The organism is Streptomyces sp. NPDC048483, assembly GCF_040651455.1.
Lineage (GTDB): Bacteria > Actinomycetota > Actinomycetes > Streptomycetales > Streptomycetaceae > Streptomyces.
This window is the reverse complement of the sequence record NZ_JBEZJZ010000010.1, coordinates 78,835-92,078: the sequence shown is the minus strand read 5'-3', so window position 1 is coordinate 92,078 and position 13,244 is coordinate 78,835. Positions and strand designations below refer to the sequence as shown.

The 13,244-nt window shown below is 68.1% G+C and carries 13 protein-coding genes and 2 pseudogenes; 6 read left to right on the top strand and 9 right to left on the bottom strand.

Annotation, left to right across the window (positions count from 1 at the left end; all coding sequences use genetic code 11):
• Nucleotides 1–25 precede the first annotated feature (25 nt).
• Entirely contained in the window at nt 26–724 is a 699-nt protein-coding gene (locus tag AB0D04_RS08070) for a hypothetical protein (protein ID WP_362700569.1), read from the bottom strand.
• A 425-nt stretch (nt 725–1,149) separates the two neighbouring features.
• Between AB0D04_RS08070 and AB0D04_RS08065 the strand changes: the two genes are divergently transcribed.
• Nucleotides 1,150–2,115 (top strand): ankyrin repeat domain-containing protein, encoded by a 966-nt coding sequence (locus AB0D04_RS08065; protein WP_362700638.1) that lies wholly within the window; start codon nt 1,150–1,152, stop codon nt 2,113–2,115.
• Nucleotides 2,116–2,553: 438 nt separating this feature from the next.
• Here AB0D04_RS08065 and AB0D04_RS08060 read toward each other — a convergent pair whose 3' ends face one another.
• Nucleotides 2,554–3,159, bottom strand: a complete 606-nt coding sequence (locus tag AB0D04_RS08060; RefSeq protein WP_362700567.1) for a helix-turn-helix domain-containing protein — start codon at nt 3,157–3,159, stop codon at nt 2,554–2,556.
• Nucleotides 3,160–3,380: 221 nt separating this feature from the next.
• Here AB0D04_RS08060 and AB0D04_RS08055 point away from each other — a divergent pair, with 221 nt between their 5' ends.
• The gene (locus AB0D04_RS08055; protein WP_362700565.1) at nt 3,381–4,550 is read left to right on the top strand and encodes an NAD(P)/FAD-dependent oxidoreductase; all 1,170 of its coding nucleotides are present in this window, start codon (nt 3,381–3,383) and stop codon (nt 4,548–4,550) included.
• Between the two features lie 205 nt (nt 4,551–4,755).
• Here AB0D04_RS08055 and AB0D04_RS08050 read toward each other — a convergent pair whose 3' ends face one another.
• Nucleotides 4,756–5,583, bottom strand: coding sequence for a sugar nucleotide-binding protein (locus AB0D04_RS08050; protein WP_362700563.1), 828 nt, complete (start codon nt 5,581–5,583; stop codon nt 4,756–4,758).
• 195 nt (nt 5,584–5,778) lie between these two features.
• Here AB0D04_RS08050 and AB0D04_RS08045 point away from each other — a divergent pair, with 195 nt between their 5' ends.
• Nucleotides 5,779–6,339: a DinB family protein gene (locus tag AB0D04_RS08045; protein ID WP_362700561.1), complete on the top strand. Its 561-nt coding sequence runs from the start codon at nt 5,779–5,781 to the stop codon at nt 6,337–6,339.
• A 695-nt stretch (nt 6,340–7,034) separates the two neighbouring features.
• On the opposite strand, the pseudogene AB0D04_RS08040 reads toward AB0D04_RS08045, so the two are convergent.
• The 3 genes and pseudogenes from AB0D04_RS08040 to AB0D04_RS08030 form a co-directional block, all read right to left on the bottom strand.
• A pseudogene (locus AB0D04_RS08040) lies at nt 7,035–7,160 on the bottom strand (IS5/IS1182 family transposase); the annotation flags it as partial.
• Nucleotides 7,161–7,333: 173 nt separating this feature from the next.
• Nucleotides 7,334–8,317: a zinc-binding dehydrogenase gene (locus AB0D04_RS08035; RefSeq protein ID WP_362700559.1), complete on the bottom strand. Its 984-nt coding sequence runs from the start codon at nt 8,315–8,317 to the stop codon at nt 7,334–7,336.
• Between the two features lie 44 nt (nt 8,318–8,361).
• Nucleotides 8,362–9,228, bottom strand: a complete 867-nt coding sequence (locus AB0D04_RS08030) for a helix-turn-helix transcriptional regulator (protein ID WP_362700558.1) — start codon at nt 9,226–9,228, stop codon at nt 8,362–8,364.
• A gap of 111 nt (nt 9,229–9,339) precedes the next feature.
• Between AB0D04_RS08030 and AB0D04_RS08025 the strand changes: the two are divergent.
• Both AB0D04_RS08025 and AB0D04_RS08020 read left to right on the top strand, forming a co-directional pair.
• A pseudogene (locus AB0D04_RS08025) lies at nt 9,340–9,507 on the top strand (transposase); the annotation flags it as partial.
• A gap of 44 nt (nt 9,508–9,551) precedes the next feature.
• Complete coding sequence (locus AB0D04_RS08020; protein ID WP_362700642.1) at nt 9,552–9,818, top strand: hypothetical protein; 267 nt, start codon at nt 9,552–9,554, stop codon at nt 9,816–9,818.
• Nucleotides 9,819–9,883: 65 nt separating this feature from the next.
• Here AB0D04_RS08020 and AB0D04_RS08015 read toward each other — a convergent pair whose 3' ends face one another.
• The 3 genes from AB0D04_RS08015 to AB0D04_RS08005 all read right to left on the bottom strand — a co-directional run bounded on the left by AB0D04_RS08015 (nt 9,884) and on the right by AB0D04_RS08005 (nt 12,291).
• Nucleotides 9,884–10,321 carry a hypothetical protein gene (locus AB0D04_RS08015; RefSeq protein ID WP_362700556.1) on the bottom strand — a complete coding sequence of 146 codons (438 nt, stop codon included), beginning with the start codon at nt 10,319–10,321 and terminating at the stop codon, nt 9,884–9,886.
• Nucleotides 10,322–10,654: 333 nt separating this feature from the next.
• Nucleotides 10,655–11,755, bottom strand: coding sequence for an IS630 family transposase (locus AB0D04_RS08010; protein WP_362700554.1), 1,101 nt, complete (start codon nt 11,753–11,755; stop codon nt 10,655–10,657).
• Nucleotides 11,756–11,946: 191 nt separating this feature from the next.
• Nucleotides 11,947–12,291: a MerR family transcriptional regulator gene (locus AB0D04_RS08005; RefSeq protein WP_362700552.1), complete on the bottom strand. Its 345-nt coding sequence runs from the start codon at nt 12,289–12,291 to the stop codon at nt 11,947–11,949.
• A 144-nt stretch (nt 12,292–12,435) separates the two neighbouring features.
• Here AB0D04_RS08005 and AB0D04_RS08000 point away from each other — a divergent pair, with 144 nt between their 5' ends.
• Nucleotides 12,436–13,239, top strand: coding sequence for an aminotransferase class IV family protein (locus AB0D04_RS08000; protein ID WP_362700550.1), 804 nt, complete (start codon nt 12,436–12,438; stop codon nt 13,237–13,239).
• Nucleotides 13,240–13,244 lie beyond the last annotated feature (5 nt).

Genomic DNA, 13,244 nt, shown 5'->3' with positions numbered 1-13,244 from the left:
CATGGTCCGGAGTCCGACTTGCGTCTCACGGTGACCCATTCGTCAGCAGGAGGAGGAACACGTCGCCCCGGTAGAAGAAGGTGGCGGTATCGGACTTGCCGCCGTCGAAGTACGACAGTTCGGGGCAAGGTTCTTCGGTGTAGTACTCACTTGAGGGCAGGAAGTCGGGCTGCACGGCGGCGAACGACCATCCTTGCGAAAGCCATTGCTTGTGGCCCGCTTGCATGGCAGCAGAACCGCTGTGTGCGCTGCACACCTCCCACAAGAACGCCCTGATGATTTCTTGAGCATGTTCTTCCTGGAGATGGGTGCGATATGGGCTGAACGCCTCACAGAGCATCCACCGAAGTCGGGCGAGCAAGCCCGCTTCGTCGAGCGGGTTAAGGGTGAGGGGGACATCTTCGCGCACCAGCCACGGGCCCGCATCCATGGAGTTCGTCAATGACGGGTCCGGAGTCTGCCATGGGGCCTCGTGGAACATCCACCAGTCGCGCTCCTGGTCTGCCTCGAGCATCATCGCGTGGAACAGCGGGTCTCGGAGGAAGGAGTTCAGGACTTCTCGGTGGTTTGCGTGGGTGACCGGAGTGTCGGCGCTTGCCTTGAGGAGAAGGGTGTTGCTGTTCATGGTCGTGTCGACCGCCGTCAAGAACGCGTTGACCGCAGGACGTTTCAGGTCCGCAAACAAGGACCGCACTCCGATGTCCCCCACCATTCCGAAAGCCACACAACTTCTTGCTGGTGGCACACCCTTTATCCCGCGACCGACACAACCTGTCGTCGCTCAGGTCGCCACATCATCATCACGACCCCAGAAACTTCGCCTCTCATTTACGGGCGGCTTCTCCCCCACAGCAGCAGCCGTCGAGGCCATCGGCGCGCTCTCCCCCGTGGTCCTCGCCACCCATCCGGTCAGGATTGTCACTTGCTGCGGCGTCAACCGGTGGCGGAGGCCACGTGCTTCCCGCGCCCCGCCGATATTCCGTACGCGCCCTTCACGACGTGGAGGGAACGGCACGACGGTGGCATGCCGGAGCGTCCGAACTTCGAGATGGAGGGATTTCCCATGAGCGCGGGGCGTTGTCAGACCTGTCTGCGATGGTGTGTTGGGGGGGGGTGCAAGGAGCCGCCCGCATCGGCGCTGGAGGGGGCATGGTGGCAGGTCGGGATGGCGGCTGGGCAGGCGTGGGCAGGGAGGGCTGGCAGAACTACAACGAGATCCGGGGGCGCCTCGATCAGGGTGCCGATCCGGAGGTATGGCGCGGTGGGCGGCCTCTGCACCAGGCGGTTGGGGTCGGCTCACCAGAGGTCGTCGCGGAACTGGCACGACGCGTGGCGAACGTGGACGCACTTGAGTACGGGACGACCGCGTTGTGGGAAGCCGTGATGTGCAATCAACCGGACAACGCGCGTGCCCTCGCCGCTGCTGGAGCAGACCCCTGGCGGTCCTTGATCGGTGGCTGGTCGCCGGGGCGGCTCAGCTTGGCCGGGCCGACGGCGGACCTGTTCACGGTGCCTGAGGGAGAACGCGGGCTGACCGAAGCGGAGCGCGCAGCGTCGCAAGAAGGCAAACGGCTTGTCGCAGCACTGGGAGACCTGTGCTACGAGGGCACGGGACTTGCATGCGTCGCCGGAATCGACGCCCCGGAAGCGGTACGTCGCCTGGAGGCGACGCCGGCGGCGGGCCAGGATCTGGAGGAACTGCTGGAGGATCCGTCCGAGTACGACATGGATGAGGGCCTGCAGATCATCGGTGTGACGACCGTGCCGGGCGGCTGCGTCGTCACCCAGCCGTGGGGGTACGCGCCGCAGATGCCAGGCGTGCTGACCCGGCTGTCCAAGGCCACCATCTGCTACGGCCTGTACGCCAACCCCAAGAGCGGCAACCAAGGCAGCATCGCCCGCAACGGGACCATCGAAGGCTGGGACCTCCACCCTGGCGGCGGACCAGACGTGGACGGCACGCCCGAGGAGGTCCTCGCCTCCTACCTCTACCGCTACAACGGGGTGGCCTACTCGTGTGCCTTCGTGGGACTGCGGCTGACCGATGCGCGCGCCGTCGTCGGGCCACCCGACATGTGGGTCGAACTGCCGCAGCGTGACTATTGGACGCATTGACGCAGGGCTGCGGCGAGCAGTTCGTGTTGATGCCCTGGGAATCTCCCCGTACTGGCGAAGGCCGGAGCGAGATTCCGGAAGTGGGGTTTCTTCACGAGTGCTATCGAGGCCCCGAGAGTGGCTTCACCGCTCTGGAGAGTCGGGGCCCCGCCAGCACTCAAGGCGCCATCGAGACCGCCTACGACACCCTCGCGGCGCGGGGCTTTCACCCGCGCATCCGCCCCGAACTGCATGGGTGACTCTGTGCTTCAGTTGGCCCTTTAGTGCGTGAGTTGGCCCGCTGAGCGTGGGAGTTGGCCCGCAGGTGTGACGTTTCGAGACAGATGACTTCTGGTCGAGCGACCTGACGCCTCAGCGCAGTTCCCCACCATCGGCGGCGAGGCGAGTAAGTCGTCGAGGGGGCTGCCGGTGCCACCGTGATGCGGCACCTGGTCGCGGTCACCCGTCCCGACCGGGGCGATCTTCCTGTCGCGCCAGGGGGGTGGTGGCCCAGCCGTGTTCCAGCAGGGCGAACAAGTCACGCATGGTCCGGGCCGGGTCTTCGCTTGCACGGGCGATGCTGGGGGCTTCCAGGGTGAAGCGTGCCAGGCCGGTGACGGCGGAAGCGTCCGGAGCAAGCCCGGTGGCATCGGCAAGGGTGGCGGCCAGCGTCTTCTCGTGGCGCGACCACATGCGCCGGGCGTAATCCCGCAGCGCGGGAGTGGATTCGACGAGGACGAAAGTGGGGTCGTCGGTCCGCACGACGGTACGGGTGTGCACCATGTGGTCGCGCAGGGCGTGCAGCACGGACTGACCGGGGGCTCGGTCGCGAACGGCGGCGACCAGGGCGCTCTCAACGTCCGCGTCCAGGTCGAAGACGAGGGCTTCCTTGCTGGGGAAGTGCTTGAAGAGCGTGCTCAGCGAGACGTCGGCCGCCTCCGCCACCTCGCGTACACCGACGTTGTCGAAGCCATGCTCGGTGAAGAGTCGCGCTGCGGCATCTGCCAGAGCCTGCCTGGTCTGGGCCTTCTTGCGCTCACGGCGTCCTGTCGTTGTCTCGGCCATGCCCCCACCTTATCCCCTTGTGGGGACTCGATCGTAAAGGCGATCGGATGAAAAGTCGGAGCAGTTGTACTTTTGGAGCTGCTGTGTTTCTGTGTGCGGGTACGTGTGACCGGCACCCAGCCGCCGGAACCCGGGGAGCCGCGATGCCCCGCGCCATTCCCCAGGGCCTCGACACAAGACGCCGGCCACTCCCTTCATCCGTAGAACGGAGCGTGACCCTCATGTCCGCCACCCCTCGCATCGCGATCACCGGCGCCGGCCTCGGCGGCCTCGTCTGCGCGCGCGTCCTGCAGCAGCACGGCGTGCCGGTCACCGTCTTCGAGCAGGAGACCGACCCCCACTCCCGCGCGCAGGGCGGCACCCTCGACATCCACGAAGACACCGGCCAGGCGGCTCTGCGCGCAGCCGGACTGTTCGACCAGTTCCTCGCCCTGTCCCGGCCCGAAAGCCAGGAGTGGCGCCTGTACGACCGCCACGCGACCCTGATACGCCACGACCAGGCCGGCGAAAGCGATCTGAGCAGGCCCGAGATCGACCGCGGCCAGCTGCGCACCCTCCTGCTGGACTCCCTCGACCCCGGCACGGTCCGCTGGGGCCACCCCGTAAGGGCCGTCACCCCGCTACCCCGCGGCACCGCCCGCCTGCACCACCACGACGGCACCGCCGAGGACTTCGACCTGGTCATCGGCGCCGACGGCGCCTGGTCCCGGGTGCGCCCCGCGCTGTCCGACGCCCAACCCTCCTACGCCGGTGTCACGATGGTGGAAGCCCATTTCGACGATGTCGACCTCCGTCACCCTGGCATCGCCCACCTGGTCGACCGCGGCACCATGTCGGCCAAGGCGGGCCGCCGCAGCCTGGTGATGCAGCGCAACAGCAACGGACACGTCCGCGCCTACATCACTTTCCGCGGCCCCCAGGACTGGCACGCCGGCCTCGACCTCGCAGACACCGAAGCCGTACGCGCCCGCCTCCTCGCCCAGTACCAGGGCTGGCACGAAAGCCTGCTGGCCATCCTGCGCGACAACGAGGGCGGTTTCATCAACCGGCCCATGTTCGTCCTTCCCGTCCCTCACTCCTGGCAGCGCGTCCCCGGCATCACCCTGCTCGGCGACGCCGCCCACCTGATGCCGCCCGTCGGCGTCGGTGCCAACCTCGCCCTGCTCGACGGCGCCGAACTCGCCCAAGCCGTCATCGGCCACCCCACCATCGACGAGGCCGTCGACGCCTACGAGAGCGTCATGCTGCCCCGCGGCATCGACAATGCGAAGACCGCCCAGCAGATGCTCAGCACCCTCATGCCCGACACCGACACCGACGACGCCGCCTTCCCTGACACTCTCTGGCCGGCCAGTAACCTCCCGGACTCGCGCCCCGCTCACGCCGGTTGAGCCTGGCCGACAACGCACCGCCCCGACGCCCGCCGAAGGGACAGCAGTCCACCGGATGGCGCGCGCAGCAGCTACGCGACCGACCAGCGAAGCACCTGGGCCCAGGTCAGGCCATCGTCTCGATGTCATCCACTTCTCCTTCGCATCGAAAAGTCGCAGCAGGATGACGGATATGCGTCTGGGGTCTCGAGGAAAGAGGTACGGCTCAGCGCTCGCGACGCAGGAAGTCGCGGGCGCCGCGCAGCGTGGTGCGCAAGGTGCGTTGCGTCCGAGTGCTGTCCAAGCGGACGTCCAGCGCCCCTGGGGAACCGGTGCCGGCGCGGCAGCCGGCGGTCAGCACGGAGGCGTCCAATTCATCGCGGTCGGCGATCAGAACACCGAGCTCATGCCGGCTGACTGCCTCTGATCCTGCAAGGTGGCACACGCCTGCGTGATCGGAGGCAGCCAGCTCAAGGATGGCTCGGGCGAGGTCGGCGACATGAACAGGGCACCGGATGTCATCGGTGAACAGCACGCCATTTCGTCGTCCGGCGGCCAGATCGTGGAGGAATGTCTCGTGCACGGAGCCACCGTCGCCGATGATCAGCGAGGTGCGAGCGATGACGGCGGCCGGGGCGCACAGGCGGATCGCCGTTTCGGCCGCAGCCTTCGCAGCCCCGTATGGGGTGATCGGATCCGGCGTGGCGGACTCGTCGTAGCGGACGTCGGCGCCGGAGAAGACTGCATCACTGGACACATGCACCAGCCGGGATCCGTGCGAAGTGGCAGCCATCGCCAGGCAGATCGCGCCGTCGGCCGTGGTTGCCCAGTCGGCCTTGCGATACGCCGCATTGATGACAACGTCCGGCTGAGTCTCCCTGAGCGCCGGGGCGATCTCCTCGCTGCGACGTAGGTCCATGGACAGCCAGTGAATCCCGGGGATGTCGCCGGCGCGGGTCGCGAAAGTCGCCGTCACGGCGTGCCCGGTGGCCGACGCCTGCTGAGCCAACTCGCGGCCCAGAAAGCCACTGCCGCCTACGATCAGGATGTTCATGATCCGCCACGTTAGGGCCCCGCGTTTCGTCACGTCATCCGGCTACCGGGCCAGTCCAAGGCTCAGCCGGGCCAACTCAAGCGCTAAAGGGCCAGCCAACTGAAGCCCTCAGCGACCGCCCGCGACCGCTGGCGTCAGCTGGCACGCCTGAATATTCGCTTGAACGTCGGGCCGCTGCTCGGCATCGTGAACACGGTGAACGACGTACCCGAGCGGTGGAGCCAGGCCAGCGTCTACCCCGACATGTGGGCGGACCCCGAGGAGGATCCCCGCAACAGTGACGGGGTCAGCCCGGACGGTGAGTTGGCCACGCTGCAGGACTTCCTGAGCGGCTATCGACTGACCCTGCAGATGAAGTGCGAGGGGTTGGAACCGGAGAATCTGGCGCGCCGGTCGGTGCCGCCGTCGACCATGTCCTTGCTGGGTCTGGTCCGCCATCTTGCCGAGGTGGAGCGGGACTGGCGCAATTGGGTTGCGCCAGGAGACCCGGCACCGAAGCTGTACGGAGCGCGTGATGGCGACTTCGAGGGAGCCGTTGCGGAGCAGGCGCTGGTCGAGGGCGCCTTCGCCGATCTTGCTCGCGAACAGGCGGCAACCGATGCGGTACTGGCCGAGTATCCGGATCTGGGCGCGCGGGTGGGTCGCGACGGCAACACGGTCCGGGAGCTGTGGGTCCACCGGATCGAGGAGTACGCCCGCCACTGCGGGCACGCCGATCTACTGCGCGAATGCATCGACGGCCGGGTAGGGCAATAGCACTCTCGACCCGCGGGAAGTCCGTCCCGCGTCCGTCCCGCTTGAGCGGAGACAGCCGGGCGACGTCTTCGTCCCGGCTCTCGTGGCCCTCGGCCGTGGCGCCCTCGGTGTGGAGCTGGGCGACGGCGGCGTCGATGTACCACGTGACCAGGGAGCCGGCCACCCACAGCCCGGCAGCGTCGCCCGCCAGAACCGCTGGTCGTCCAGGCCGCGGAAGCGCGGGAAGAAGGTGTAGCCCACCGGACGCCACAGGCCCGCCAATCGTCGACCGGATGGAACCGCCCGGACCACACCGGGTCGACGAGACGAGGTGAGCGATGCAGCCGTGGCACAAGGACGCCGGCGCGGACAGCGCTGCGCCGGGCACTTGCGGTTCTCCCCCAGTCGGGCCCCGATTCGTACTGCTACGAGCAGCGGTTGCGCGGCCGCCGCGGCTGAGGACGCCACCCCCTCGCAGCTCGCCGCGGTCTCCCACCCAGCGCGCCGGCAGCCCCGTACGCAGCAGGCCACGCGGACCAGCTCTGGGCGCCGACCCGGGCGCAGATTCTTGAAAACTTCAACGGCCAGGGGTGCTCACGTTTCCTCAGTTGGTTGTGGGTGGGGGGAGGGCGGAGAGTGCAGAGCGCGACGGCGGCCCGCCGGCGGTGAGATCGGCGGGCCGTCAGGGTGCCGGGCCGGGGCACCCCGACGCTACCCAGGACGACCTCGAACTGTGGGGAGTCCCCGCGCTGCCTGGCGGTGATCACGATGGACATGGGCTTCTGCTCCTGCTCGACGGCCAGGTGGAGCTTGGTGGTCAGACCGCCGCGCGAGCGCCCGAGGCCGTGGTCGTCGGGCTCGGTGGTGACACCGCCGGGCCGTCCTTCTGCAGGTCAGGGCCTTCGCGTCGGCCCGGGCTTGGCGCTGGGTGAAGATGCGCTGCCAGGTGCCGTCGCGCTGCCATCGGCGGTACAGGTCGTACACCCGGCCCCACGGCCCGTACTCGGCGGGCAGGTCACAGCGCCGCGACGTCGAGCACCAGCTTGCCGGTGGTTGCCCCCGCCTCGATCCGGCGGTGCGCTTCGGCGACTCGCTCCAGCGGTAGGGCCTCGACCTGTACCTGCAGCTCTCCCTTGGCTGCGGCCTTCACCGCGCGGTGCAGTGCCCGGCCCGTCTCGTCGGGGTGGGCGGCGGCGAAGGCGGCCAGGTTGAAGCCGGAGACCGTCTTGTTGGTGAACCACAGTTCGTTGGCCGGGACGCCGACGTCCTCAGCGCCCGAGGCATTGCCCATGATCACCAGACGTCCCATGGAGGCCAGCCGGTCCAGGCTCGCTCGGCGGGTGGGGCCGCCGACCATGTCGACCACGATGTCGAACTCGCCGGCGTCGGCGAGCTGGTCACGGAGGATTACCTCGTCGTAGCCGAAGCCCTTGGCGGTGTCGATCTTGGCGGTGCTGCCGACCGTACCGACCACGCGGCCCGCGCCCAGTAGACGGGCGGCCTGGCCGAGTTGGCTGCCTACGCCGCCGGCAGCGGCGTGCACCAGGACGCTCTCGCCGGGAGCGATGCGGGCCACCCGGTCGAGCACCAGGAAGGCGGTGGTGCTGTTGGACGGCAGAGCCGCGGCCGTGCCCATTCCGATGTCCAGGCCGTCCAGCGGGGCGACCAGGTCCGCCGAGGTGACCGCCACCTCGGCGTAGCCGCCGGAATCGACGATCGTCAAGGCGGCCACCGGCTGGCCGGGCCGCAGATCCTCGACGCCCTCGCCGACGGCACGGACGTATCCGGCGACCTCGATGCCCGGTACGAAGGGCAGCGGCACATCGACCACGCCGCGGCGGTAGAGGATCTCGGCGAAGTTCGCCCCCGCGTAGGCCACGTCGATAGCGACCTGGCCCGGCCCCGGGGTGGGGATCGGTACGGTGTCGACGCGGAGCACCTCGGCGTCGCCGAACTCGGGGATGGTCACTGCCTTCATGTGCGTGTCGTTGCTGTTCATGGCAGTGATCCTGCCGCCTCGTCAGGGGACCGGACAGTGTCGGTTCATCCTGGGTGTGCCACTACCAGGCTGCGCCGCCGCATCAGCTCCTCCAGCCGCTGCTGGGTGTCGGTGCCCGGGCGGGGGTTGTGCAGGATCAGATGGTGCCCGGGGTGCTCGGGCAGCGGCAGCAGTGTGGCGTCGAAGACCAGAGTCCCGGCCGTGGCGTGGTCGACCGCCTTCACCGCACTGGTGTGCTCGGCCACATCGTGGCGCGCCCACAGCTCCGCGAACTCCGGGCTGACCACGGCCAGGTCGCCGGCGATGCGCTCGAACTCCGGATCGTCCGGGTAGCGCGCCGCATCGGCCCGGAAGCCGGCGGCCACATCCGGCGCGGTCTCGGCCCAGTGCCGGTGCAGTACCCGGTAGCGGGCGTTGGTGAAGAAGGAGACCAGGCAGTTGTGGTCGGTCTCGCCATAGCCGAACACCTCCCGGGCCATGTCGTTGACGGCCGTGAAATTCCAGTGGCGGTCACGGATGTAGCCGGGCCGCGGCAGCCAGGAGTCGAGCAGCCGTTGCAGCTCCGGCGAGGTGGGCATGGACGGCGCGGACACGTCCCGTGGTGGGTTGAGCCCGGCGAGCCGGTACAGGTGCACGCGTTCGGCCGCATTCAGCAACAACGCGCGAGCGATGGCGCCGATGACCTCTTCGGACACCGTGATGTCGCGCCCCTGCTCCAGCCACGTGTACCACGACACCCCGACCCCGGAGAGCACCGCGACCTCCTCGCGCCGCAGTCCCGGGGTGCGCCGTCGACCGCCTTCCGGCATACCGACGTCGGCCGGCGAGACCCGCGCCCTGCGGCTGCGCAGGAACTCCCGCAGCTCGGTGCGGCGGCGGTCACGAGATATGGAGGAGTCAGCACTGGCCATGAGTCAAACCTTAAGGCCGTGCCGTTGCACAGCCCGCAAAGGCCCTCTGGTAGGACTCCGTTAGGTCTTCCTGTCGCTCTTGATCAGGAGCATGTGGAGTGTGTGGAGTGTGTGGATGCACTCGAAGTGACCCGGGTTCGGGCGAAGTTGGCGTTGTTCGTGGAGGATGTGTTCGCCTCGGTACCGCGAAAGGACCAGCGGGCCAAGGGCGACTGCTATCTGCGGGGACTGATGCTGGATGGTCGCCGCAAGTCCGTCCAGGCCATGGCTTCGCGGCTGCGATTGACTCCGGGTTCCCCGGCGACGGATACAAGCGCACTGACATGGACGGCTACACGCAGTTCTACTGCACCGGTCACACCGAGGACGCCACCGACTTGTTGCCGCTGGATGACCGGCTGCTGATGCGCTGCGACATGGGGCACGGATCGTCGGGCGGCCCGATGGCCAACACCAATGGCCAGATCATCGGTGCCAACAGCCACGGTGAAGACGACAGCGACGGGCATCCGGCCAGCGACAAGCTGTTCTCTTCGGCTCACCAGGACAATGCGGTGGCCGTGATCAACAAGATCAACGAACTCAACTGACGTACCCAGCAACACCGGGGCCCCCGCATCCACGACAGGATGCGGGGGCCCCTTGCTGTGCGGCCCTACTCGGCGGCTGTATCGGTCTTGCGCCTGCGTGCTGCCCACACCACGGCGCCGCCCGTCAGGACCGCGCCCACTGCCACGGCGAGCGTCTGCGCCGGGCCCGTCGTCCACACGTCGCCCGGCTGCGGCCCGGCAAAACCTGGGTCGATGTTGTCGGCCTTGGGGGTGTTCACCGTCTGCTGGTGGATGTACCGGCCCCGGATCTCGCCGGTGGTCAGCAGCTCCCACCCGTCCGGCTTGGTCTTGCCCGCCTTGTCCAGTTCGGCGGTCCAGGCCGTAATGAGGCCCTCTCGGGTCTGCGGGATGGGCTGGGCCGCAGCCTTCGAGGAGACCGTCACCTGCGGCTGATGGTCCCAGGGGGATGCGACCGCGAGTGCCGTCGCCGCCCCGGCCGCGAACGCCACTGCTCCTATCGCCCATGCCTTCTTGCGTGTCACCGTGCTCCCTCCCGTGCCGCGCCCATCTCCACGGTGCCATATGGGTGGCGCCCTGTGCACTGGAGCGGCTTTCCGCCGTACTGGGCAGGGGAGTTGTGCGGCCCGGCACCTGGCTACTGGATACTCGCGGCGCCCTGTGCCGGTACACCGGGCGGGCGCCTGCGGTCCGCCGTGGTGCGGCGGCCTCCCATGCTGTGCGGCGTTCCTCCCACCGGTAGGTGTGGTGGTAGCCGACGATGCGGGCTTCGGTGCAGTGGTGGATGTCGGCGACCTGCCACAGGTCGTGTTCGGACCGGCCGATGGTGAGGAAGGTCCGCGCGACCCGCCACAAGATCAATTATCAGACACGGCCTGGTGTCCTGCGCCGGGAATTCGATCAAGATATGCGGCGAGGCGTTCGAGGATCTCGTCTGCGCTCTTCGTCCAGGTGAAGGGGCGGAGGTTCTCCTTCCAGGTCTTGATGCAGTCCCGGATGTCCCTCTCCAGCGCCTGGAGGTTCTTGTGGACCCCGCGTCGTATCTGCTGGTCCGTCAGGAGTCCGAACCAGCGCTCGACCTGGTTGAGCCAGGAGGAGTAAGTGGGCGTGAAGTGCATGTGGAACCTGGGGTGGGCCTCCAGCCGCTTCCTGACCGCCGGCGACTTGTGGGTGCCGTAGTTGTCGCAGACCAGGTGCACATCCAAGTGGCTGGGGACCTCCTCGTCGAGCTTGGCGAGGAACTTCTTGAACTCCACGGCCCGGTGGCGCCGGTGGATCGAGCCGATGACCTCGCCGGTGGTCACGTCCAGAGCGGCGAACAGGGTGGTGACGCCGTGGCGCACATAGTCGTGGGTGCGGCGCCCAGGCATGCCCGGCATCATCGGCAGTACCGGCGCGGACCGGTCCAGCGCCTGGATCTGCGACTTCTCATCCACACACAGGACCAGGGCACGCTCGGGCGGATCGAGGTAGAGGCCGACCACGTCGCGGACCTTGTCGATGAACTGCGGGTCGTTGGACAACTTGAACGTGTCCACCTGATGCGGCTTGTGGCCGAACGCCTTCCAGAGCCGGCCGACCGTGGACTTCGACAGTCCGCTCTCAGCGGCCATCGAAGCTCTCGACCAAGGGGTGGCGTCCTTCGGGGACCGCTCCAGCGTGGCGACAACCACCTCCTCGACCTGGTCATCGGTGATCTTCCGCGGGCCGCCGGGCCGGGGCTCGTCCACCAGCCCGTCCATCCGGAGTTCCAGGAAGCGCCGCCGCCACTTGCCCACGGACTGCGGCCAGATGCCAAGCTCCTCGGCGACCGGCCGGTTCGACTTGCCGTCCGCGCACCCCAGCACGATCCGGCACCGCTGAGCCAGCGCCTGCGAAGACTTCGCCCGCCGCGACCATCGCACCAACGTCGCCCGTTCCTCTTCGGACAACACCAGCTCGGCCATCGGCCGCCCCATCTTCGCTATGAAAGCAGTCTACTTATTCAACGAATTCCCGGCGCAAGACACTGGGCCCTGTCGTGAGTACTGGGTCCGCGTCGCTCCGCCTCGGTCCGCGTCGGTCCGGTCGATACCGGTCTTCAGGTCAGGCAGTCGGACGATAGCGGTCCGGTACGGGAGGTGTGGGGCAGGTCCTCAGGGTCGATGTCTCAAGGCTGCGCCAGGTAGTCGGCGAGGGTGCGGCGGTTTCGTTGGAGACCGTCGATACGCTCGTCCACGGCCGCCAACTCCCGTTCCAGGATGTCCCGCAGGTCCCCACACCAGTCGAACGCCGGCCGTTCGCCCTGGGCGCACGGCAGCACCGAACGGATCACCTCGGTAGACAGACCTGCCGTCAGCAAGACACGCACCTGCCGCACGGTGACCACCGAGTCCTCGTCATAGTGGCGGTAACCGTTCGGACCACGCCTGACGTCCAGCAGTCCCTGCTCCTCGTAGTACCGCAGCAACCGCGTGCTGACCCCGGTACGCCGGGACAACTCCCCGATCAGCATCTAACCCGCCCCGTCCGAGGTTGACCTTCCCATCGATGTGAAGGCATAACGTCGACGCGTGAGCAGGCATTCCGCGCGCGTCAACCGCGGTGCCGGCAGGCTCCGTTCTTCCGTTCACTCGATTACGTACTGCTGGAGTGATGTATGACCTCTTTCGTTGCTCAACGCAATGGCCGGGCGGCGACCGCCGAGGAGTTGGCGCCGCTCGCTTTCGCGGGCTACGCCCATTTCACTGTTCTGCAGGTGCGTGGGGGCCGGGTCCGGGGCCTCGACCTGCATCTGGAACGGCTGCGGTCCGCCTCGAAGGAGATGTTCGGGCAGGCATTGCCCGACGACCGGGTCCGGTCATATCTGCGGGCGGCGCTGGCGGCCGGACCGGCTGACCTCTCACTGACGGCCACGGTGTACCCGCCGTCGGGCGAGTTCACCGTGCCTGGGGCCGATGTCGAGCCCGAGGTGCTGGTCCGCACCGGACCGGCCGCGTCCGGTCCGCAGGGCCCGTTGGCGCTGGCGACGGTCGCCTACGAACGGTTCCTCCCGACCGTGAAGCATGTGGGTGAGGTGGCCAAGACGCATGCCCTCCGTCAGGCCGTTGGACGGGGCTTCGACGACGCCGCCTTCGTTGACCGTCAGGGCCGGCTCAGCGAGGGGTCCATCTGGAATCTGGCCTTCTGGGACGGCACCGCGGTGGTGTGGCCCGCGGCCGAGATGCTGGGCGGGACCACGATGGGCATCGTCCGCCGGCAACTGGATCGCCTCGGTGTCCCCCAGCGCGTCCAGGAGGTCACGCTCGCCGACCTGCCGATGTTGGCCGGGGGTGTCGTCATGAACTCATGGACGCCAGGTGTGGCGGTACACCGGATCGGCTCTGCCTCCTTGCCTGAAGCACCGTCCTTCTTGGAGCTGCTCCACCGGGCCTACCAGGCCGAACCCCTCACCTCGCCGTGAGCCGG

Excerpts from the sequence above, each read along its gene's own strand:
- AB0D04_RS08030 (WP_362700558.1), bottom strand. The coding sequence starts at position 9,228 with ATGGCCAGTGCTGACTCCTCCATATCTCGTGACCGCCGCCGCACCGAG.
- AB0D04_RS08050 (WP_362700563.1), bottom strand. The coding sequence starts at position 5,583 with ATGAACATCCTGATCGTAGGCGGCAGTGGCTTTCTGGGCCGCGAGTTG.
- AB0D04_RS08020 (WP_362700642.1), top strand. The coding sequence starts at position 9,552 with ATGGACGGCTACACGCAGTTCTACTGCACCGGTCACACCGAGGACGCC.
- AB0D04_RS08060 (WP_362700567.1), bottom strand. The coding sequence starts at position 3,159 with ATGGCCGAGACAACGACAGGACGCCGTGAGCGCAAGAAGGCCCAGACC.
- AB0D04_RS08035 (WP_362700559.1), bottom strand. The coding sequence starts at position 8,317 with ATGAACAGCAACGACACGCACATGAAGGCAGTGACCATCCCCGAGTTC.
- AB0D04_RS08000 (WP_362700550.1), top strand. The coding sequence starts at position 12,436 with ATGACCTCTTTCGTTGCTCAACGCAATGGCCGGGCGGCGACCGCCGAG.
- AB0D04_RS08005 (WP_362700552.1), bottom strand. The coding sequence starts at position 12,291 with ATGCTGATCGGGGAGTTGTCCCGGCGTACCGGGGTCAGCACGCGGTTG.
- AB0D04_RS08010 (WP_362700554.1), bottom strand. The coding sequence starts at position 11,755 with ATGGGGCGGCCGATGGCCGAGCTGGTGTTGTCCGAAGAGGAACGGGCG.
- AB0D04_RS08055 (WP_362700565.1), top strand. The coding sequence starts at position 3,381 with ATGTCCGCCACCCCTCGCATCGCGATCACCGGCGCCGGCCTCGGCGGC.
- AB0D04_RS08065 (WP_362700638.1), top strand. The coding sequence starts at position 1,150 with ATGGTGGCAGGTCGGGATGGCGGCTGGGCAGGCGTGGGCAGGGAGGGC.